We start from the raw sequence: 19,923 nt of genomic DNA, 5'->3' as shown, positions 1-19,923 counted from the left end.
TACACCCGGCAGCGACACGGGCATGGCACCACGCTTACCATGCAGCATTTCTTCTTGCTGGAACCCCCATGCCCACCACCCTCAAGATCGATTTCGTCTCCGATGTTTCCTGCCCCTGGTGCGTCATCGGCCTCAAGGCTCTGGAGCAGGCGGCCGACCGCCTGAAGGGCGAAGTGGCCCTGGACATGCACTTTCAGCCTTTCGAGCTGAACCCGCAGATGGGCCCCGAGGGCCAGGACATCACCGAGCATCTGCAGGAAAAGTATGGCTCCACGCCCGAGCAGCTCGACCGCAACCGCGAGGCCATTGCTGCGCGTGGCGCGGACTTGGGGTTCACCTTTGGCAAAGGCAAACGCAGCCGCGTCTACAACACCTTCGACGCGCACCGGCTGCTGCACTGGGCCGAAGAAAAGGGCCTGCAGCCGCAGCTCAAGCATGCGCTGTTCAAAACCTATTTCACCGATGGGCAAGACCCCAGCAACCACGACGTGCTGGTGCGCGTGGCCGGTGAGATGGGGCTGCATGCGGACGAAGCGCGTGAACTATTGGCGTCGGACCGTTTTGCCGAAGAGGTGCGCGAGCGTGAGCAGTTGTATTTGCAAAACGGCATCCACTCGGTGCCCGCCATCATCATCAACGAGCGCCACCTGATTCAAGGCGGCCAGCCGGTGGAGGTGTTTGAGCAGGCGCTGCGGCAGATTGCGGCGCAGGGCTGAATGGCTATTGATCCGGCTTCAATCCACTCGAACCGTTCACGCTGAGCTTGTCGAAGCGCTGCGCAAGGCTTCGACAAGCTCAGCCCGAACGGTTAGTTCAAGTTCACCGATGCCGACTCAAATGTTATGAATTTGATAGCTGCTAGCGCTTGATGGATAAGCGCTAGGAGTCTGGGCGGCAGAAGCCCTGTGCTGTGATGAATGCTGGCACGAAGCCTGCTGTGCATAAGCATGAGCACCAGCTACGTTCCTTACCACCCCGAGCAACAGCAACTGCTGCCGCCAGCCCTGCAAGACTGGCTCCCGCAGGGCCACCTGGCGTACTTCATCAGCGACACCGTAGATAGCCTGGACTTGAGCGCCTTTCACGCGCGCTACGCCCGTGGTGGCCCGCGCAACCAGCCCCTGCACCCGGCCATGATGGTCAAGGTCCTGATCTACGCCTATGCCACGGGCGTCTTCAGCTCTCGCAAGATCGCCAGGAAGCTGCATGAAGACATCGCCTTTCGGGTGCTGGGAGCGCACAACTTCCCGGCCCACCGCACCATTCGCGACTTCCGTGCCCAGCACCTGGTGGAATTCACCGAACTGTTCACCCAAGTCGTGCGTCTGGCCCGCGAGATGGGTCTGGTCAAGCTGGGCACCATCGCCGTGGACGGCACCAAGGTCAAAGCCAACGCCAGCCGCCACAAAGCCATGAGCTACGCCCGCATGCAAAGCACCGAAGCCGAACTCAAGGCCCAGATAGCTGCATTGCTGCACAAAGCAGCCCACACCGATGAGGCCGAGAAGAACGAGCCCGATCTGGACATCCCGGCAGAGCTGGAGCGCAGGCAAGCCCGGCTGCAGGCGATTGTTGCAGCCAAAGCGCGTCTGCAGGAGCGCCAAGCCCAAGCCGACACACAGCGAGGCCGCAGCCAGGGCGATGAGCGCAAGCCCCAGGGCAAAGAAGGCAAACCCAAAGGAGGCCGCCCCTACGAACGCGACTTCGGCATCCCAGAGCCCAAGGCCCAAAGCGGCTTCACAGACCCCGACAGCCGCATCATGAAGCGCGCAGGCGGAGGCTTTGATTACAGCTACAACGCCCAGACTGCAGTGGACGAGAGTCATCACATCATCGTGGCCGCCGAGGTGGTGAGCAGCAGCACAGACGTGCAGCAACTGCCCATGGTGCTGGATGCGGTGCAAACCCATACCGGTGCGCAGCCAGCACAGGTTCTGGCTGATGCGGGCTACCGAAGTGAAGCGGTGATGGCAAATCTGACCCAAACGCACCCCGATACCGAACTGGTGATTGCGCTGGGGCGCGAGGGCAGGACACGGGCTGCGCCCAAAGACGCCAAGCGCTACCCGCACACGGTAGCCATGGCGGCCAAGTTGCAAACCAAGCAGAGCCAAGGGGACTACAGAAAGCGCAAATGGATCGCCGAGCCGCCCAACGGCTGGATCAAGAACGTGCTGGGGTTCCGCCAGTTCAGCATGCGCGGTTTGGAGAAGGCAAAAGCCGAGTTCAGGCTGGTTTGCATGGCGCTTAACCTGCGCAGGATGGGGGCGATGAGGGCCGTTTGAGGGGGGAAATGCAGTGGAATGTGTCAACTACGACTTCTGCGCGTGACTTGCTCACTTCAACCACGTCATAAAGATCGGCGGTGGTGAACGTGTCCACCACCGCCTGCGTCCCTAAAGGCCGCTGGTGGCGTCCGCAGCTTGATCTGAATGTTCTGGTGCCCAGACTCCTAGAGGCTATTTTTACCAATAAAAGGGGGCTGCATGCAGCCCCCTTTTATCGTCTGCTACGACTTGGTCGCAGTCGCAGTCGTGATCGCGTGCGCTAGCCTCACTTGCGCAGCGGTATCGCCATCGCCCGGTCCACCGGCACGGCGGTCACGCTGTTCTGGGGTGATCCGTCGATGAGTTTTTCGGAGTAGGTGAGGTAAATCAGTGTGTTGCGCGCCGGGTCGACCATGCGCACGATGCGCAGGCGTTTGAACAGGATGGACATGCGTTCGCTGAACACTTCTTCCTGCTTCTTGAGCGGCTCGGGGAAGCTGATGGGGCCGACCTGGCGGCAGGCAATCGAGGCTTCGGCGCGGTCTTCGGCCAGGCCCAGCGTGCCTTTGATGCCGCCGACGCGCGCCCGCGAGACGTAGCAGGTCACACCCGCCACGCCGGGGTCGTCATAAGCCTCCACGACGATGTCGTGGTCGCGGCCGATCCATTGGAACGCGGTGTCCACGGTGCCGATCTTCTCGCTGGCGGCGTGGGCCGCTCCCGCCACGGTGAGGGCCGCTGCGGTGAGGAGCACAGCGCTGGTCAAGCGGGTCAAAGTGCTGAACATGTTCATGCGGTGGTTCCGGCTTCGGTGCAGCGCTGAGCCAGGTGCGCCAGCGCTTCTTCCACCTGGTCCACCAGCACCAGGCACAGGTCGCCGGGTTGCAGGCGAGCGAGGGCGGTGTCGATGGCGATGAACTCGCCCCGGATTTCTTCAACGTGCGTGGTACGCGATGCGCCCGCCAGGCCTTCGCGCAGCAGCGCCATCACCTCGCCATCGGCGCGGCCGCGCTGGGCAGCGTCCTGGTACAGGATCACGTCGTCGAAAGCGCCGCCCAGGATCACGGTCTGGTCGCGGATGTCCTCGTCGCGGCGGTCGCCCGCGCCGCTGATGACCACGCTGCGGCGCTTGCCGGGCAGCGCGTCCACGGCCGCTACCAGCGCGCGCATGGCGTCGGGGTTGTGGCCATAGTCGGCAATCACCGTGGCGCCACGGTAATCCATGATGTTGAAGCGGCCGGGGGCGTTGTCGCTGTCGTTCACAAAGCCCGACAGCCCGCGGCGAATGGTCTGCCACGGCAGGCCAGCGCCCCACACGGCGGCGACGGACGCCATGACGTTCTCGACCTGAAAACCGATCTTGCCGTTGCGCGTGATGGGCACATCGCGCAGGTGAATCGTTTCGCGCCACGAGCCTTCGGACGCCACGATGGAGTCGCCATCCACATACACGGTGCGGTGGCCTTGCGCGCGGTGCGTGGCCATCACGGGGTGGTGGCGGTCGCTGGCAAAGAAGATGATCTTGCCCGGGCACGCAGGCGCCATGGCGGCCACGATGGGGTCGGCGGCGTTCAGCACGCCGTAGCCCGTGGTGGCCACGTTCTGCACGATCACGCGCTTCAGTACCGCCAGGTCCTCTACCGTGGTGATGTAGTTCAGCCCCAGGTGGTCGCCCGCGCCAATGTTGGTGACCACGGCCACCTGGCAGCGGTCAAAACCCAGGCCTTCGCGCAGGATGCCGCCGCGCGCGGTCTCGAACACGGCTGCATCGACCTCGGGGTGCAGCAGCACGTTGCGGGCGCTCTTGGGGCCGCTGCAGTCGCCGCTGTCGATCTGGCGGCCGTTCACATACACGCCGTCGGTGTTGGTCATGCCCACGCGCAGGCCCTGCGCAGTGAACAGGTGGGCGATGAGGCGCGCGGTGGTGGTCTTGCCGTTGGTGCCGGTGACGGCCACGGTGGGGATGCGGCCGTCGTCGCCATGGGCATACAGCTTGTCGACCATGGCCTGGCCCACGTTGCGGGGCTTGCCGTAGCTGGGCGCCAGGTGCATGCGCAGGCCGGGGGCTGCGTTCACTTCCACAAAACCGCCGCCTTGTTCTTCGAGTGGGCGCAGCACGGTCTCGGCGACCATGTCCACGCCGCAGATGTGCAGGCCCACCATTTGCGCGGCTGCAATAGCGCGCGCGGCGACTTCGGGGTGCACGTCGTCGGTCACATCGGTGGCGGTGCCGCCGGTGGACAGGTTGGCGTTGTTGCGCAGGATGACGCGCTGGCCCTTGGTCGGCACGGAGTCGGCGGTGAGGTCCTGCATGGCCAGCCGTGCAATGGCGATGTCATCCAGACGGATCTTGGTGAGCGAGGTGGCGTGGCCCTCGCCCCGGCGCGGGTCCAGGTTGACCAGATCCACCAGCTCGCGCACCGTGTGCTGGCCGTCGCCCAGCACCTGGGGCGGCTCGCGGCGGGCGGCGGCGACCAGTTGGTCGCCCACCACCAGCAGGCGAAAGTCATGGCCGGGCAAAAAGCGCTCGACCATCACAGTGCCGTGCTCTTCGGCGTTTTTGTAGGCTTCTTCCAGCTGCGCGCGGTCGGTGATGTTCACCGTGACGCCTTTGCCCTGGTTGCCATCCTGGGGCTTCACCACCACCGGCAAGCCCACTTTGAGGGCGACTTCCCAGGCTTCATCCATCGATTCAACGGGTTTGCCCAGGGGCACGGGCACACCGGCCGCGTGCAACAGGCGTTTGGTCAGGTCTTTGTCCTGGCCGATGGACTCGGCCACGGCGCTGGTCGAATCGATTTCGGCGGCCTGAATGCGGCGTTGTTTGGAGCCCCAGCCAAACTGCACCAGGCTGCCGCGTGTGAGGCGACGGTACGGGATGCCCCGTGCCACGGCCGCGTCGACGATGGAGCCCGTGCTGGGGCCCAGGCGTTCGTCTTCGTCCAGTTCGCGCAGGTTGGCGATCACCGCATCGGCGTCGAAGCTGCCGTTGCCGAGCGCGGCCTGGATGAGTTGCTGTGCGTTTTCAAAGGCCTGGCGGCCCACGGCCTCTTCGCTGTATTCGACCACCACCTGGTACACACCGGCGTCGGTGGTGGCGGTGGTGCGCGCAAAGGTCACGGGGCAACCCGCTTGCGCCTGCAGCGCCAGTGCGGCGGTTTGCAGCACGTGGGCCAGCGAGATGTCGGTGTCGCCGCCTTCGGGGTGCAGCACGCCGATGGCGGGGAACAGGGCGCGCAGCCTGGCTTCAAAGCCGTCGATCTGCGCCATGGCGCGTTCCGATTCGGCGCAGGCCACCACGGCCTCGATGGCCATGTGGCGGCTCCAGAGGTTGGGGCCACGCAGGGCCCGGGTGCGGGATACATCCATGGAAATGTCTCTTTCAGTGGTCGATCGGGGCTTGTGGCGCCCGTTCAAATCAAGTCGTTCGCTTGGGGGCGGAATCAATCAATCAGGAGGGCAGGCCTGCAGGTGCGGGCAGGTCGGGCTCAAAGGTCTTGATGCCTGCGCCGATCAGGTCGGGGGCAATGTCCAGTGCCCAGGCGGTGCCAATGGCGGCCAGCAGGGCGTCGGTGTCGGGCACCACGGCGTTGCGGCCGAAGGTCAGGTCCGTCAGCGAGCCCAGCACGTGTTCTGCCGTGCCCGTGGCCAGCACCACATGGCCGTTTTTCACGACCACGGCGCGTCCGTTGTCCGTGGCGCGGTGTTCCACGATGACGGGCAGCGTGGCGTCTTGCGCGTAAAGCACCACAGCGCCGTCCGACAGTGGGGCCAGGTCGGCCACTTGCGGGATGGCGGCATTGAGCACCGCAGCACCTTCCGACAGCACCACGTCCACCTGGGTGCGCATCACCTTGGTCATCTGGTCCTGCTCGTGCACATCAAACTCGGCCAGCGTTTCCACGCCGTCCATGTCGGTCACCACGCCCACCTGGCAGCGGTCGTAGGCCAGGCCGTCGCGCAGGATGGTGCGCGCGTCGCTTTCGATGACGGCAGCCTGCACCGTCTTGTTCATCAGCAGGCGGTGCGCGGCCTCCCAGTGGGCGCAGTCGGTGGATTCGACCTGGCGGCGGTCCAGGAACAACCCTTCGCGGCAGGCCAGGCCGGTGTGGTGTCCGCTGAGGTGCAGCAACCAGGCCACCACACGCGCGATGGTGGCGGTACCGCGCGTGCCCGCCACGCCCACCAGCGGAATGCGGCCTGCCTGGCCTTCGTCGTCTTCCGCGGGGAAAAGGTGCTCCGCAATCGCTTGGCCCACGGGGCGCGGTGCGCCGACAGCGGGTTTCAGGTGCATCAGCAGGCCGGGGCCTGCATTGACTTCGACGATGGCGCCACCTTGGGCGTGCAGCGGCTTGGAAATGTCCTTGGCCACCATGTCGATACCGGCAATATCAAGTCCCACCACCTTGGCGGCCAACTGCGCGATGTAGGCCACTTCAGGATGCACGTCATCCGTGCAATCAACGGCCACGTTGCCGTTGCGTTGCACCACCACCTGGCGTCCCGAGGCGGGTATCGAGTCGGCGTCCAGATCCTGGCGCTTCAGTTCAAGCTGCACCTTGGTGTCAGTGGCCAGGTCGATGATTTCGAGCGGGTACTCTTCTTCGTAGCCCCGGCGTGGGTCGGAGTTGAGCTGGGTGTCGACGAGTTCCTTGACGGTGGACCGGCCATTGCCGGTGATGCTGACCACCTCGCCACGCGCCGCAGCCACCACCTTGCCATTGACCACCAGCAGACGGTGCTCGTCGCCGGGGATGAAGCTCTCCACCATCACGTCGCTGCCCTCGGGGTAGGCCACGTGGTAGGCCGCCTTGATGTCCTCTTCCTTGCGCAGGTCCAGCGTCACGCCGCGGCCGTGGTTGCCGTCTGACGGCTTGACCACCACCGGCAGGCCGATGTCCTGCGCGGCTTCCCACGCTTCTTCGGGGCTGTTGACCACTTGGCCTTCCGGGATCGGTACACCGCACGACTTGAGCAGGCTTTTGGTCAGATCCTTGTCGCTGGCGATGCCTTCGGCAATGGCGCTGGTGAATTCGGTCTCGGCCGTCCAGATGCGGCGCTGGCTGGCGCCGTAACCCAGTTGCACCAGATTGCCGTCGTTCAGGCGGATGTGCGGAATGCCGCGGTCGGTGGCGGCGGTGACGATGCAGGCGGTGCTGGGGCCGAGGTACTGGTCGTCCACCTCGGTGCGCACGCGCGCCACGGCGGCCTGAACGTCAAACGGTTCGTCGTTGATGGCCGCCATGATGAGCGCATGGCCCTGGGCCAGCGCCACGCGCGCCACGCTTTCGTCGCGCGCCCGGAACACCATGCGGTATACGCCGCGCTGGCTGGTGCTGCGGGTCTGTCCGAAGCCGGTGGGCATGCCCGCCAGGTTCAAGAGCTCAATCACGATGTGCTCCAGCACGTGGCCACACCAAGTGCCTTCCTGCAGGCGCTGCAGGAACCCGCCACGCTCACCCACGCCGCAGTGGTGCTCGATCAGCGCTGGCAACCAGGCGGTAAGACGGTCATTGAATCCGGGCAGCAGGTGGGAGGGGTGGTCCTCCAGCGCTCCCAGGTCCAGCCAGACTTCCAGCACCGGCCGGTACGTCCAGATGTTGGGGCCCCGCAAGTAGTTGATACGAAGCAGTTGGATATCGTTGTGTTTCGCCATGGATTGCAGCGGGTAGTTTCCGGCGTTGCGGGAAAGGTGATTTTTGTGGACCGTGATTTTGCGCCTGTCGCGGCGTCGGCAGACAGTGTCAGCGAAATGACGTCTGCAGACGTTACAGGACGATGCTTTTGCACCGTGGCGTGCAGTATCGGGGAGAATTCGCCCTTTCGCGAGACCGGTCACCGCTGGCTGCCGGGGGCGGAAAAACCAACCAAAAATGCAACATCACCATTCTGTGGACGCCTCGGGTGTCTTTTCTGGCCCCGTGGGGGCCGATCTGCGGGCCATGCTCGCACCCAAAGAGAACGTGCTGGCGGCGCTGCAGGTTGACCTGAGCACCGATTTGCGGTTTGCCGCCGGTTGGGTGGTGGTGACGTCCGAGCGCTTGCTGGCCCGTGATACAGGCGCCACCGAGTGGCGGGGCTGGCCGCTGAGCGGCGGCCTTGCGCTGCGCCAGCAAGACCATGGCGGTGTCGGGTCGCTGGAGCTGCACAACCCCGCAGCCCGCCTCGCCCTGTGGCGATTTACCCTGGCCCACCATGCCCAGGCGCTGCGCCTGGTGCAGCGGTTTGAACAGCAAAGCGCCCGTGGCGATGCAAGCGCAGAAGACGAGGCTGACGACCCGGCCTGCCCCGTCTGCCACACCCCGCTGCCGCCCGACACCGACGAATGCCCCGCCTGCGCCCGCGCGCAGCCGCCGCAAACCTCCACCTGGGTGCTGCTGCGCCTGTGGCGTTTTGCGCGGCCGTACCGAAAGCAACTGGCTGCTGGTTTTGCCCTCACCTTGGCGTCCACTGCCGCCACGCTGGTGCCGCCGTACCTCACCATCCCGCTGATGGACGACATCCTGATCCCGTTCCAGAACGGGGAGAAGATCGAATCCAGCCTGGTGCTGCTGTACCTGAGCGGTCTGCTCGCCTCGGCGCTGGCCGCTTGGGGCCTCTCCTGGGCGCGCACCTACATCCTGGCGCTGGTGTCCGAGCGCATTGGCGCCGACCTGCGCACCACCACCTACGAGCACCTGCTGCGCCTGTCGCTCGACTATTTCGGCGGCAAGCGCACCGGCGATCTCATGGCGCGCATCGGCTCGGAGACCGACCGCATCAACGTTTTCCTGTCGTTGCATGCCCTGGATTTCGTGACCGACGTGCTCATGATCATGATGACGGCGGCCATCCTGTTCTCCATCAACCCCTGGCTGGCCCTGGTTACCCTGGTACCGCTGCCCTTCATCGCCTGGATGATCCACACCGTGCGCGACCGCCTGCGCACCGGCTTCGAGAAGATCGACCGCGTCTGGTCCGAGGTGACCAACGTGCTGGCCGATACCATCCCCGGCATCCGCGTGGTCAAGGCCTTCGCGCAAGAAAAGCGGGAAGCCCAGCGCTTTCGCGATGCCAACCAGCACAACCTGGAAGTCAACGACAAGCTCAACAAGACCTGGTCGCTGTTCACTCCCACGGTGTCGCTGCTCACCGAAATCGGCCTGCTCGTGGTCTGGGGCTTCGGCATCTGGCTGGTCTCGCGCAACCAGATCACGGTGGGGGTGCTTACGGCGTTCATTGCCTACATCGGGCGCTTTTACAGCCGGCTCGACTCCATGAGCCGCATCGTTTCGGTCACGCAAAAGGCGGCGGCCGGTGCCAAGCGCATTTTCGACATCCTGGACCACGTGAGCAACGTGCCCGACCCGGCCCAGCCGGTCAAGGTGGACAAGGTGCAGGGCGCCATCAGCATGCAGGGGGTGGGCTTTCGGTATGGCAGCCGCGCAGTCATCAAGGGGTTGGATCTGGAGATTCGCCCCGGCGAAATGATCGGCCTCGTGGGCCACAGCGGCTCGGGCAAGAGCACGCTGGTCAACCTGATCAGCCGCTTTTACGATGTGAGTGATGGCTCCATTCAGGTGGACGGCATCGACATTCGCCGCTTTGCCGTGGCCGACTACCGCCGCCACATCGGCTTGGTGCTGCAAGAGCCCTTCTTGTTCTTTGGCACCATCGCCGAGAACATTGCCTATGGCAAACCCGATGCCACTCGCGAAGAGATCGTGGCAGCAGCGCGGGCAGCCCATGCCCACGAATTCATCCTGCGCCTGCCCCATGGCTACGACTCGCTGGTGGGCGAACGCGGCCAGGGCCTGTCGGGCGGCGAGCGCCAGCGCATCAGCATTGCCCGCGCGCTGCTGATTGATCCGCGCATCCTGATCCTCGACGAGGCCACTTCCGCCGTCGACACCGAGACGGAAAAGGAAATCCAGAAGGCGCTGGACAACCTGGTGCAGGGCCGCACCACCATCGCCATTGCCCACCGCCTGTCCACCCTGCGCAAGGCCGACCGCCTGGTGGTGATGGACCGCGGCGAAGTGGTGGAAGTCGGCCCGCACGACGAACTCATGGAAAAACAGGGCGCCTATTGGCGACTGTATGAAGCCCAGGCGCGCCGCGCCGAAGAGGACGCCCAGGCCGCCGGCGTGATCATCGACAGCAGCCTGCTGCACCCGGCCCACCCCGCCGGTCATTCCTGAGACGCCGTGAACAAGCCTGCCATGAACGCATCCACCCTTCCTGTTTCGCCCTCTCCCGCCTTTGGTTTGGAGCGCAACCCGCACGGCCGCCTGGTGGCAACGCTGCCCGACGGCACGGTGCACGAAGGTGTCACACCCGTGCGTGCTTTTCCGATTGCGGCGCCCGCCGACGGGTTGTCGCTGGTGGGCTCGGACGGGCATGAGTTGCTGTGGATCCCTCGACTCGATCAGATAACGGGCCCCGTGCGGCAACTGATCGAAGAAGAGCTGGATGTGCGCGAGTTTGTACCCACTATCCAGAAAATCGTTGCGGTTTCTAGCTTCTCTACCCCCAGCACATGGGAGGTCGAGACCGACAGGGGCCCCGCCCGCCTTGTCCTCAAGGCCGAAGAAGACATCCGCCGCCTGGGTGGCCGCACCCACCTTCTGATTGCCGGGGGCGACGGCGTGCAGTTTCGGGTGCGCGACACCACCGCGCTTGACCGGCACTCGCGCCGGTTGCTGGAGCGCTTTCTCTGACCTGTAGCGTGGGCTGAGCGACGGCGCGCTGTCTTGGCTCGGTGTGGTGGCGATGGATAGGTCGATCACATCTTTTTTGACTTCTGCAGGCCCCCCGTACAGGGGTTGAATCGTTGCTAAATGTTGACACTTCGCATGCGCCTCGTCGCAGGCGCGTCCCTGCTTGGTCGCGCTGACATGCGCAATCGCGCGTGATTGGACACATTGCTGTCACCACTTGGCAGATTTCGATGTAAATCGACCGATTTGATAAGGGTAAACCCTAAATTTCGGTCGATCCCCGAAAAAGACCTAAATTTCCCCTTCTTTTTGCCGTTATGAATGTACGAAGAGGGTGAAAAAGCCTCAGCACACTCATTAACCATTGGGCCAATGTCATGCAAATGCCACCTGTCGACCGATCGCCGAGTTGGCGTCCTCAGGGCGCTGATTTGTATTCCACTGGCGCCTCTGGCGCTCCTCCGGTGCGTCCCATCAACGCGCCAAACCCCGTAGAGTCCATGGACCGACTCGGTGAAGGGGCCGTCGTGAAAGCGCCCGACAAACCGTCCGCGCCGGACACGCCCAACCGCGACTGGACCGAGGTCAAAAAGAAGGAAACCGTGGAGGAGCCGCCCGAGCCCCCCAAGGAGCCTATCTACAAGCAGTTGCTGGAGTTCATCCAGTCCATGTGGCGCGCCAGCGGCAGCGCCATCGAGATTGCACAGGACGTGAGCAAGATGACGCTGCAGGAGCGCATGGCGCAGCAGGTCAAAAACGAGCCGCTGACCTATAGCGATCCCAAGGTCAAGCGCACGGGCGGTTTGTAAACCAGGCGTCTTGGCGCGGCGGCTCACTGACTACGTCATCTGTCTCGGGGGTCGACTTCGTGCCGCCAATACCAATAGCAATAGTGTGTGAGCGCTCCTGAAAATATAGCTGCTAGCGCTTGATGGATAAGCGCTAGAGGCATATTTCATTCATATTTTCTCTACCAGTTCACTACCCACCGCTTCTCGGCGTCGTGGATGGGTTCAGCGACTCCAAGTTTAGGCTGCTCAGCGCTGTGGGCCCGAGGCCGCAGGAGCAGCGGGTTTGGTCGCCGCTGCCTCAGCCGCCGCTTGCTCAGCCCGCTTGCGGTCGCGTTCGGCGCGGTATTTGACGGCAAATACCTGGACCTCTGCATACGACACATAACCGTCGCGGTTGGTGTCTGCATCGTCAAACGCAGCGGCCAGGCGGGGGAACAGTTTGACTTCGGTGCGGCTCAGTTGGTTGTCGCCGTTGAAGTCCAGCATCTTGAACTCGCGCATCGCCTTGATCTCGCCTTTGCTCAGCGGGGCCTGGGGCGTTGGGGCGGCTGAAGCATTGGGCGCACTGGCGGCACGGGCGGGTTTGGCTGCAGGTGCCGGAGCCGGGGCTGGAGCAGGTGTCTGCGCCCATGCGCTGCCGCAAGCCAATGCCCAGCAGGTCACCAGGCCTGCGAGTGAAATTCTTGTACGCAAAACGTGTTTTCCTTCGGTGCGGGGACCGCGATGGTTGCACAGTTGGGTGGTTGCGGGAGCATTGCAACCGGGGCTTTGCAGGCTTTCACGCAGCGTTGCAAGGCTTTGCAGAACTTTTCGCAGCGGCCCATATTTTCTCGGTGGCCCCGGTGCCGCCCCTCGGCGCTGCGCTCAGTCGCCGGTGACCTGCGACGGGTTGGAAACACCGCTGTTCACATGCCCCGCAGGTACATGGCGGGCTGCCGACGTGGCGTGGCCGGTCTGGTCGTCGAAGAAAAAATCTGGTTCGAACTCGCGCAGAAACGGGCCTTTTTCCAGGCCGCCCAGAAACATGGCCTCGTCCACCGCCAGGTTCCACTTCATCAGCGTGTTGATCGCACGTTCGTGCGCGGGCGCGCTGCGTGCGGTGACGAGCGCGGTGCGCAGGCGCATGCCCGACACATCGGCCTGCTGCTGCAACTGGTGCAATGCAGCCAGCAGCGGCTTGAAGGGGCCGCCCGACAGGGGCAGCGCTGCTTTGTTGATCTCGTGCGTCTGGAACGCGGCGAGGCCTTCGGCTTGGTACACGCGCTCCGCCTCGTCGGAAAAAAGAACGGCGTCACCGTCAAACGCAATGCGCAGCTCTTTGGGGTAGTTCACGCCCGCAGCGGCTGAATCCGTGAGCACGCGCGCGGCCGGAAAGCCCAGTGCCAGCGCCTCACTCACATCCTTTTCATTGGCCGATAGAAACAGGTGCGCGCCCAAGGGGCGCAGGTATTTGAACGGGTCGCGCCCTTGTGTGAAGACGCCTCGCTCCAGCGGCAGGCCTGCGTTGTGGGCCGAGTGGAAGATGCGCAGCGCGCTGACAGGGTCGTTGCGCGACAGGATGACCACCTCGACCGGTCGGGCCTGGGGTGTGTTGAAGGCCAGCAGCTTGTTCACCAGCGGAAACGCCACGCCCGGCTTGGCAGGCACATGCAGCCGCTGCTGTTGCAGTTCCATGTAGGGACGCGGGTCCAGCGGGTCGAAGATACGGTTCTCTTCTTCAAAATTGAACAGGGCGCGCGAGGAGATCGCCACCACCAGCTTGTCGTCCAGAGTCACAGCCATAGAGTCACTTCACAAACTGGTTCAGTTGAATGATCGGCAGCAGCACCGCCAGCACGATCATCATCACGATCAGGCCCATCGCCACGATGAGCAGCGGCTCCAGGATGGTCGCCAGTTGCATCGCGCGGCGCTGCACTTCGGTGGACAACTGCTTGGCCGCGCGCTGCAGCATCACCGGCAATTGCCCGGTCTGTTCGCCCAGGCGCGCAAACATCGACAGCAGCCCCGGAAAGCGCTTTTTCTGCGCCAGTGCCGAGGCCAGGGGCGCCCCTTCACGCACTAGCACCAGCGCATCGAGCGCGTCGGCCCGCAGGGCGCGGTTGTTCAGGGTTTCGGCAGCGGCCTGAAGGGCTTTCAAGATGGGAACGCCCGCGCCCGCCAGCATGGCCAGCGTGCTCGCAAACCGGGCGGCGTTGTAGCCGCGCGCCAGTTTGCCGACCAGCGGCAGGTTGAGCCAGGCAGCATCAAACCGTTCGCGGAAATGTTCGATGGTCAGTGCCCAACGCCCGCCCACCGCAATCAGGACCGTGGCGATCAGCATGACCCAGCCGTAATTGCGGACAAAAGCGCTGATGCCCAACATGGCCACCGTTAAAAACGGCAGCGCCCGCTTGCTGCCCGCAAACACGCTCGCCACCTGGGGCACCACATACCCCACCAGGAACAGCACGATGACGATGGCCACCATGGTGACGATGGCGGGGTACAACGCGGCGCCCACCAGCTTGGCTTTGAGGGCCTGGCGTTCTTCGAGGTCATCGGCCAGGCGATCCAGCACCAGGCCCAGGTTGCCGCTGTGCTCGCCTGCACCGATCACGGCGCAGTAGATGTCCGAAAACTCGCGCGGGTGCTGCGACAAGGCGCGTGCAAACGTGGCACCCGCGTTGACCTCGGCGCGCAGGGCGGCCACGAGGTGGCGCTGCCGTTCGTCGTCGGCCTCTTCCGACAACGCCGTGAGCGCGCGCTCCAAAGGCAGACCCGAAGACACCAGCCCCGCAATCTGCCGCGTCCAGATGGCCAAGGCCGTGGCACCAAACACGGGGCGGGTGAACAGCCGCTGGCTGAGCCCGGCCGAGCTGCCATCCAGCGACTGGCCGGTCTGCACCAACTCGACCGCCAGCGGCACCAGGGCTTGCGCCCGCAGCAGGCTCCGTGCGGATTTTGCGGTGTCGGCCTCCATGAGGCCCTTGCGGGTCTGGCCCTGGGCGTCCAGGGCTTCAAAGGAAAAAGCGGGCATGCGGGCGTGGGTGGTGAAGAGGAGGCAGCGGCAGCGTGGGCGTCATGTCAGGGAATCACACAACAAACAGGCAGTGCGGGTGACGAAGCCCGCAAACCGTGATGGTAGCCGCTACCCATTGCTCGGGTGACGCACGCCAGTACCCCGGCCCAAGGCATGACCCAAGGCATGACCCAAGGCATGACCCAGGTCAAGGTGCCGACGCACCGGGCGCGCAGAATAAAAACGGATCTGTGGCATCGGGTTGCAGGCGGTCTGATCAACAAGGAGTCTTTCATGCTGAAAAACAAGGTGGCATTGGTAACGGGTGCGTCGTCGGGCATCGGGCGCGCGATTGCGCTGGTGTGGGCGCGCGAGGGCGCCAAGGTGGTGGTGTCTGACGTGAACGTGGCTGCGGGGGAAGAAACCGCGGCCCTGGTGCGCGCCGCCGGGGGCGATGCGATTTTTGTGGCGGCGGACGTCGGCAAGCCACAGGACTGCGAAGCGTTGGTCAACCACACTGTTGCCCACTACGGCCGCCTGGACGTGGCCTGCAACAACGCAGGCATCGGTGGCCCGCAAGCGCCCACGGCCGACTACCCGCTGGACGGCTGGGCGCAAGTCATCAACATCAACCTGTCGGGCGTGTTCTACGGCATGAAGTACCAGATTGCCGCCATGCTCAAGAACGGCGGCGGTTCCATCATCAACATGGCCTCCATCCTGGGCTCCGTGGGGTTTGCCACCGCGTCTGCCTACACCGCCGCCAAACATGGGGTGGTGGGGTTGACCAAGGCGGCGGCCATCGAATACAGCGCCCAGGGCGTGCGCGTCAACTCCGTCGGGCCGGCGTTTATTCACACGCCCATGATCAGCGGGCTGGCTCAGGACGCTGGCCTCAATGCAATGCTGGTGGGTGCGCACCCCATCGGTCGACTGGGGCAGCCGGAAGAGGTCGCCGAGCTGGTGACCTGGCTGGCGTCGGACAAGGCGTCGTTTGTGACCGGCGCTTACTACCCGGTGGACGGCGGCTATCTGGCGCGATGAAGCGATGGCGTGATGGCGGGATGACGCGCCAGCAGTTCACCGCCCTTTGCGGGTTCAGGTGGCCACAGCTTCGCCACCGGCCGTGAGCGCGGCGTGCGCCTGGGCCGCAATGTCCAACGAGCGCAGGCGCAGCGCCGGGTCGTAGACATCGGTCACCAGCATCAGCTCGTCCGCCCCCGTGGCCTCGGCGAGGTGCGCCAGGCCCGCACGCACCGTGTCGGGCCCGCCGATCACCGCCGCCGCCAGAAAGTCGCCAATGGCTGCGCGCTCCTGTGGTTGCAGGCGCGCGGTGTAGTTTTCGATGGGGGGCAGCAGGCGGCGGCGGTCGCCCGTCAAAATGCCCAGCACCCGCTGGTAGGTGCTGCTGGCCAGATAGTCCGCCTCGTCGTCCGTCGGCGCTGCAATCAAAGGCACGCCAATCGCCACATAAGGCTTGGGCCAAGCGGCAGAAGGGCGGTACAGGTTGCGGTACAGGTCGATGGCCTGGTGCAACAGGCGCGGCGCAAAGTGCGAGGCAAAGGCATAGGGCAGCCCGCGTTCCGCCGCCAATTGCGCCGAAAACAGGCTGGAGCCCAGCAGCCAGATCGGCACATTGGTGCCCGCACCGGGCATGGCGATCAGGCGCTGGTTGGGCTCGGCGGGCGCCAGCAGTCGCTGCAACTCGGCCACGTCTTGCGGAAAATCGTCTGCTGTCTCCACCCGGCTGCGGCGCAGCGCGCGCATGGTGGCTTGGTCGGTGCCCGGCGCGCGACCCAGGCCCAGGTCGATGCGGCCGGGGTACAGCTCGGCCAGCGTGCCAAAGGCCTCGGCCACGACCAGCGGGGCATGGTTGGGCAGCATCACGCCGCCCGAGCCGACGCGGATGCGCGAAGTGCCACCGGCAATGTGACCCACCAGCACGGCGGTGGCCGAGCTGGCAATGCCCGCCATGTTGTGGTGCTCGGCCAGCCAATAGCGGGCAAAACCGAGCTTTTCAGCATGTTGCGCAGTGCGCAAGGCAATCTGCAGGGCATCAGCCACGGTTCCGCCTTCGCGAACGGAAACCAGGTCAAGCATCGAAAGGGCGGGGCGGGGGGCGGTGGTGGTCATGGGCGCATTGTCTGGCTGCGGCTGCTTTTGTGCAGGCCGGCAGCGCAGAGCTGGCAGCGGCAGCAGGGTCGTCTGCAGCGGTTTTCACCAGTTGGTGATTTTTTGGTAGCCAAAACCCGCAAGCCCCCACAAAATGTTTCAAAGCTTTTCTGTGGGTGCCTGCACGGCGCCCGGCGCAACAGGCTGCAAAAGGGATCAAACATGGGTTTTTTCAGTCGTTTGTTCAAGATCAAGGAGCAGGATCCTGACAGCCAGGACACCACCTGGGCCATGGAAGACAACGGCAGCGAACTGGTGCTGGACGCCGACTACGCGGCCACGCTGATGACCGAGATCGACATTGACGCTGCCATTGCCAGCCACGAAGGCTGGCGCTTGCAGCTGCAGGACATGGTCAACCGCCGCTCCGAAGAGGTGATGCGGCCCGAACGCATTTGCCATGACGACCGCTGTGACCTGGGCCGCTGGCTGTATGGCACGGGGCGCGTGCGGCTGGGGCATTACCCCGCTTTTGACATGCTGGTGGCGCGGCACAAATACTTTCACCAGCAGGCGGCCGAAGTGGTCACGCTGTTCCAGGCGGGCGAGCAGCAAAAGGCCGTGCAATTGCTCAACAGCAGCTGCCGCCATGCATCCAATCAGGTGCTGCTGCTTCTCAAAGAACTCAAGCGCGGCCTGGGGCGCTGAGAGGCAGAAGCAGAAACAGAGACCGCTGCGGTAGCGGGCCGCAGACCGGTTTGGCTTTCCGCGCGAGCCTCTCTATCCCATCGCATCGGCAGCTCTTAGATTACTCATCTATTGATAGCTATCAGCGCTTTATGGATAAGCGCTAGAGGCACTTTTCGCCTTAAATTTTCTTTCGGCCGCCTTGGCAGCGCCTGCGCTTCGCGTTGCCGCCGGGTTCAGACCGCTGCTGTCCCACCCCGCGTCCAGCATCGGCACACAGGTCTTACATCTGCAGACATGCCGCACCCCCGGAAACAGGGGTTTGCGTGGCTATATTTCGGCGCACTTGAGAACCAATGCTTGCAGACGGTTGCTCAATAAAACAAAGCATTCACAAAACCAACCACTGATAGATAGAGAGAGAGGGAACCCCAGATGGACCGCCGTAAATTGTTGACGCTCGTGACCTTGGCTTCTGGCGTGAGCGCCGTATCCCCCGTGTGGGCCCAGTTCGACCTGGGCAAGATGCTGGACGCAGGCAAAGACCTGGCCAAATCCGAATCGCTGACCGACGAAGAGGTGAAGTCGGCCTTTGACCAGATGGCCGCCGAAAGCGACCGCCAAAACCGCATCGCCCCCGCAGGCAGCCCCTACGCCTCGCGCCTGACCAAACTCACCTCAGGCCTGGGCACGTATGACGGCCTGAAGATGAACTTCAAGGTCTACCTCACCCCCGACATCAACGCCTTCGCCATGGCCAACGGCACCATCCGCGTGTACTCCGGCCTCATGGACAAGTTCACCGACGACGAAGTGCGCTACGTCATCGGCCACGAAATCGGCCACGTCAAAAAAGGCCACAGCAAAGCCCGCATCCAGGCCGCCCTGCGCACCAGTGCCCTGCGCAACGCCGTGTCGGCCAGCAACAGCCGCGCTGGCGCCATTGCCGACTCGCAACTGGGTGAGCTGTTTGAAAAAGTGGTGCGCGCCCAGCACTCGCAAAGCAACGAACGCGAGGCTGATGACTACGCGATGGGTTTCATGAAGGCCAAGCGTTACCAACCGGGCGCCTGTGTGACCGCGCTGGAAAAGCTGGCCGCTATGTCGGGCAGCGAATCGACCAGCTTCTTGTCGACCCATCCGTCGCCCAAGGAGCGGGCGGAGCGGATGAAGACGCAAGTGGCTTGAACCAAAGAGTTTGGATCACCCCATGGCGACGCAAGAAGAACAGCAATATCTCTACAGCCCAGTCGTTCAAGTCGCGGTAGAGGGCAGCTATGCGGTCGGCGCGACGCAAAGCTGGGATGCATTCATGCGCAAGAGCTATGACCAAGCCAACCAAGCCATATCGCGCCAAGCCAATGCGTTGCTGTTGCGTGGGAACGTTACTGCGCAGGAAGCCCGCGCACTTGTAGAGGGGCAACGGAATGCACTGGTCATGCAAATGCGCCAGCGGCTCAGTCCATGGGGGCGCATCTACTCGGAACTGTTGAAGCCATCCAGCAGCTTGCCGACCCTGGATCAGCTTGTTGCACGCAAAGGCAGCATTGAAGCGGTGCTGACCAGCGTGGGTAAAAGCCGTAGTTCGGTTAACCGCTTCGCAGCCACCGTGCGGGGCGCTGGCCCGGCCGCCATCATCATTCAAATCTCTCTGTCGGGGGTCATCATCTCCCAAGCTGCTCCGCAAGATCGCTCGCGCGTTGCATCCGGACAGGCGGGGGCTATCGTGGGCGGTGCTGCTGGGGGTGCGGGAGGCGCTTGGGCTGGCTGTCTTGCAGGTGCCGCGTTGTTGTCTCCGAGCCTGATTTTGCCCGTCATAGGCGAGCTTGGTACCGGCGGCGGTTGTCTTATCGGCGGGATTGTGGGCGCATTTGGTTTTGGGGCAGCGGGTGCCGCTGTGGGTGAAAAGGCTGGCACCAAAACATATGATTTTGTTACCCGCATGGAATGGAAACTTGGCTGATGGACTGGGTTGACCGGATCAATCGCTATTTTTTGGACGCCATCGCCAAGCGGCGTGCGCGTGGATATCCTTCTTCGAGCCCAACGCTGGTGCCCCTGTCGCCTGCGCTAATCGATCAATTGGCGCGTCTTGACCTGGCTTCTCACGCAGGGTTCATCGGCGAAACCTGGGTCTTGTGGGGGGCATTGTTCGATGGCACACACGTTGCAATCAGCGAAGCCGATCCTGGCTGGCAAGCGATGCGCAGTGCGCTTGAGCAAAGTGGGCGGGTGCATGTAGCCTTGCATGAGGCTGAACTCCGCTTTTTGGCTGATTCGCGCCGACAGCCGATTTGCCTTATTGGCGATGCGAAGTCGCAAGCAAGCACGTGACGGTGTACAAGAAACCATGCCCCGCCGTAAAT

Annotated in this window: 17 protein-coding genes; 10 read left to right on the top strand and 7 right to left on the bottom strand. The window is 63.9% G+C overall.

The annotated features are described in order from the left end of the window. The first annotated feature begins 68 nt into the window (after positions 1–68). A complete protein-coding gene (locus ACK41V_RS13845; protein ID WP_409783180.1) occupies positions 69–716 on the top strand; it encodes a DsbA family oxidoreductase in 648 nt (215 codons plus the stop codon). Positions 717–947: 231 nt separating this feature from the next. Next, positions 948–2,285, top strand: a complete 1,338-nt coding sequence (locus tag ACK41V_RS13840) for an IS1182 family transposase (protein ID WP_409783179.1) — start codon at positions 948–950, stop codon at positions 2,283–2,285. 268 nt (positions 2,286–2,553) lie between these two features. Here the strand turns inward: ACK41V_RS13840 and ACK41V_RS13835 are convergent, their stop codons facing one another. From ACK41V_RS13835 to cphA (ACK41V_RS13825), 3 genes are all read right to left on the bottom strand, one after another. Then, complete coding sequence (locus ACK41V_RS13835; protein WP_409783178.1) at positions 2,554–3,060, bottom strand: CreA family protein; 507 nt, start codon at positions 3,058–3,060, stop codon at positions 2,554–2,556. Next, positions 3,057–5,636, bottom strand: a complete 2,580-nt coding sequence (gene cphA, locus ACK41V_RS13830; protein ID WP_409783177.1) for a cyanophycin synthetase — start codon at positions 5,634–5,636, stop codon at positions 3,057–3,059. Before cphA (ACK41V_RS13830) ends, ACK41V_RS13835 begins: the two co-directional genes overlap by 4 nt. An 82-nt stretch (positions 5,637–5,718) precedes the next feature. Continuing rightward, positions 5,719–7,923 (bottom strand): cyanophycin synthetase, encoded by a 2,205-nt coding sequence (cphA, locus tag ACK41V_RS13825; protein WP_409783176.1) that lies wholly within the window; start codon positions 7,921–7,923, stop codon positions 5,719–5,721. A 217-nt stretch (positions 7,924–8,140) separates the two neighbouring features. Between cphA (ACK41V_RS13825) and ACK41V_RS13820 the strand changes: the two genes are divergently transcribed. The 3 genes from ACK41V_RS13820 (at position 8,141) to ACK41V_RS13810 (ending at position 11,775) form a co-directional block, all read left to right on the top strand. Then, complete coding sequence (locus ACK41V_RS13820; RefSeq protein WP_409783175.1) at positions 8,141–10,447, top strand: ABC transporter transmembrane domain-containing protein; 2,307 nt, start codon at positions 8,141–8,143, stop codon at positions 10,445–10,447. Between the two features lie 21 nt (positions 10,448–10,468). Continuing rightward, positions 10,469–10,966 carry a DUF1854 domain-containing protein gene (locus ACK41V_RS13815; RefSeq protein ID WP_409783174.1) on the top strand — a complete coding sequence of 166 codons (498 nt, stop codon included), beginning with the start codon at positions 10,469–10,471 and terminating at the stop codon, positions 10,964–10,966. A 377-nt stretch (positions 10,967–11,343) separates the two neighbouring features. Further along, on the top strand, positions 11,344–11,775 hold the full coding sequence (locus tag ACK41V_RS13810; protein ID WP_409783173.1) for a hypothetical protein: 432 nt from the start codon (positions 11,344–11,346) through the stop codon (positions 11,773–11,775). A 228-nt stretch (positions 11,776–12,003) separates the two neighbouring features. Here ACK41V_RS13810 and ACK41V_RS13805 read toward each other — a convergent pair whose 3' ends face one another. The 3 genes from ACK41V_RS13805 to gspF all read right to left on the bottom strand — a co-directional run bounded on the left by ACK41V_RS13805 (position 12,004) and on the right by gspF (position 14,776). After that, positions 12,004–12,450: an EF-hand domain-containing protein gene (locus ACK41V_RS13805; protein ID WP_409783172.1), complete on the bottom strand. Its 447-nt coding sequence runs from the start codon at positions 12,448–12,450 to the stop codon at positions 12,004–12,006. A gap of 171 nt (positions 12,451–12,621) precedes the next feature. Further along, entirely contained in the window at positions 12,622–13,539 is a 918-nt protein-coding gene (locus ACK41V_RS13800) for a 5'-nucleotidase (RefSeq protein WP_409783171.1), read from the bottom strand. 4 nt (positions 13,540–13,543) lie between these two features. Then, a complete protein-coding gene (gene gspF / locus ACK41V_RS13795) occupies positions 13,544–14,776 on the bottom strand; it encodes a type II secretion system inner membrane protein GspF (RefSeq protein ID WP_409783170.1) in 1,233 nt (410 codons plus the stop codon). Between the two features lie 276 nt (positions 14,777–15,052). On the opposite strand from gspF, the gene ACK41V_RS13790 reads away from it, so the two are divergent. After that, positions 15,053–15,802, top strand: a complete 750-nt coding sequence (locus ACK41V_RS13790; RefSeq protein WP_409783169.1) for an SDR family NAD(P)-dependent oxidoreductase — start codon at positions 15,053–15,055, stop codon at positions 15,800–15,802. A gap of 54 nt (positions 15,803–15,856) precedes the next feature. On the opposite strand, the gene ACK41V_RS13785 is transcribed toward ACK41V_RS13790, so the two are convergent. Beyond that, entirely contained in the window at positions 15,857–16,891 is a 1,035-nt protein-coding gene (locus tag ACK41V_RS13785) for an LLM class flavin-dependent oxidoreductase (protein ID WP_409783168.1), read from the bottom strand. Positions 16,892–17,092: 201 nt separating this feature from the next. Here ACK41V_RS13785 and ACK41V_RS13780 point away from each other — a divergent pair, with 201 nt between their 5' ends. The 4 genes from ACK41V_RS13780 to ACK41V_RS13765 all read left to right on the top strand — a co-directional run bounded on the left by ACK41V_RS13780 (position 17,093) and on the right by ACK41V_RS13765 (position 19,891). Beyond that, positions 17,093–17,578, top strand: a complete 486-nt coding sequence (locus tag ACK41V_RS13780; protein WP_409783167.1) for a CZB domain-containing protein — start codon at positions 17,093–17,095, stop codon at positions 17,576–17,578. Positions 17,579–17,992: 414 nt separating this feature from the next. Next, positions 17,993–18,745: a M48 family metallopeptidase gene (locus ACK41V_RS13775; RefSeq protein WP_409783166.1), complete on the top strand. Its 753-nt coding sequence runs from the start codon at positions 17,993–17,995 to the stop codon at positions 18,743–18,745. A gap of 22 nt (positions 18,746–18,767) precedes the next feature. Next, on the top strand, positions 18,768–19,520 hold the full coding sequence (locus ACK41V_RS13770; protein WP_409783165.1) for a hypothetical protein: 753 nt from the start codon (positions 18,768–18,770) through the stop codon (positions 19,518–19,520). Continuing rightward, a complete protein-coding gene (locus tag ACK41V_RS13765; protein WP_409783164.1) occupies positions 19,520–19,891 on the top strand; it encodes a hypothetical protein in 372 nt (123 codons plus the stop codon). Before ACK41V_RS13770 ends, ACK41V_RS13765 begins: the two co-directional genes overlap by 1 nt. Positions 19,892–19,923 lie beyond the last annotated feature (32 nt).

This window comes from Acidovorax sp. (genome assembly GCF_046291265.1).
Lineage (GTDB): Bacteria > Pseudomonadota > Gammaproteobacteria > Burkholderiales > Burkholderiaceae_C > Acidovorax.
Note: the sequence above shows the minus strand (reverse complement) of the source record. Positions and strands in the feature narration are given on the sequence as shown.

What these genes read in the sequence shown, in the direction of transcription:
- ACK41V_RS13810 (WP_409783173.1), top strand. Translation starts at nt 11,344, where the DNA reads ATGCAAATGCCACCTGTCGACCGATCGCCGAGTTGGCGTCCTCAGGGC.
- ACK41V_RS13835 (WP_409783178.1), bottom strand. Translation starts at nt 3,060, where the DNA reads ATGAACATGTTCAGCACTTTGACCCGCTTGACCAGCGCTGTGCTCCTC.
- ACK41V_RS13790 (WP_409783169.1), top strand. Translation starts at nt 15,053, where the DNA reads ATGCTGAAAAACAAGGTGGCATTGGTAACGGGTGCGTCGTCGGGCATC.
- cphA (WP_409783176.1), bottom strand. Translation starts at nt 7,923, where the DNA reads ATGGCGAAACACAACGATATCCAACTGCTTCGTATCAACTACTTGCGG.
- ACK41V_RS13765 (WP_409783164.1), top strand. Translation starts at nt 19,520, where the DNA reads ATGGACTGGGTTGACCGGATCAATCGCTATTTTTTGGACGCCATCGCC.
- ACK41V_RS13845 (WP_409783180.1), top strand. Translation starts at nt 69, where the DNA reads ATGCCCACCACCCTCAAGATCGATTTCGTCTCCGATGTTTCCTGCCCC.
- ACK41V_RS13815 (WP_409783174.1), top strand. Translation starts at nt 10,469, where the DNA reads ATGAACGCATCCACCCTTCCTGTTTCGCCCTCTCCCGCCTTTGGTTTG.
- ACK41V_RS13785 (WP_409783168.1), bottom strand. Translation starts at nt 16,891, where the DNA reads ATGACCACCACCGCCCCCCGCCCCGCCCTTTCGATGCTTGACCTGGTT.
- ACK41V_RS13770 (WP_409783165.1), top strand. Translation starts at nt 18,768, where the DNA reads ATGGCGACGCAAGAAGAACAGCAATATCTCTACAGCCCAGTCGTTCAA.
- cphA (WP_409783177.1), bottom strand. Translation starts at nt 5,636, where the DNA reads ATGGATGTATCCCGCACCCGGGCCCTGCGTGGCCCCAACCTCTGGAGC.
- ACK41V_RS13840 (WP_409783179.1), top strand. Translation starts at nt 948, where the DNA reads ATGAGCACCAGCTACGTTCCTTACCACCCCGAGCAACAGCAACTGCTG.
- ACK41V_RS13800 (WP_409783171.1), bottom strand. Translation starts at nt 13,539, where the DNA reads ATGGCTGTGACTCTGGACGACAAGCTGGTGGTGGCGATCTCCTCGCGC.
- ACK41V_RS13775 (WP_409783166.1), top strand. Translation starts at nt 17,993, where the DNA reads ATGGACCGCCGTAAATTGTTGACGCTCGTGACCTTGGCTTCTGGCGTG.
- ACK41V_RS13820 (WP_409783175.1), top strand. Translation starts at nt 8,141, where the DNA reads ATGCAACATCACCATTCTGTGGACGCCTCGGGTGTCTTTTCTGGCCCC.
- ACK41V_RS13780 (WP_409783167.1), top strand. Translation starts at nt 17,093, where the DNA reads ATGGGTTTTTTCAGTCGTTTGTTCAAGATCAAGGAGCAGGATCCTGAC.
- gspF (WP_409783170.1), bottom strand. Translation starts at nt 14,776, where the DNA reads ATGCCCGCTTTTTCCTTTGAAGCCCTGGACGCCCAGGGCCAGACCCGC.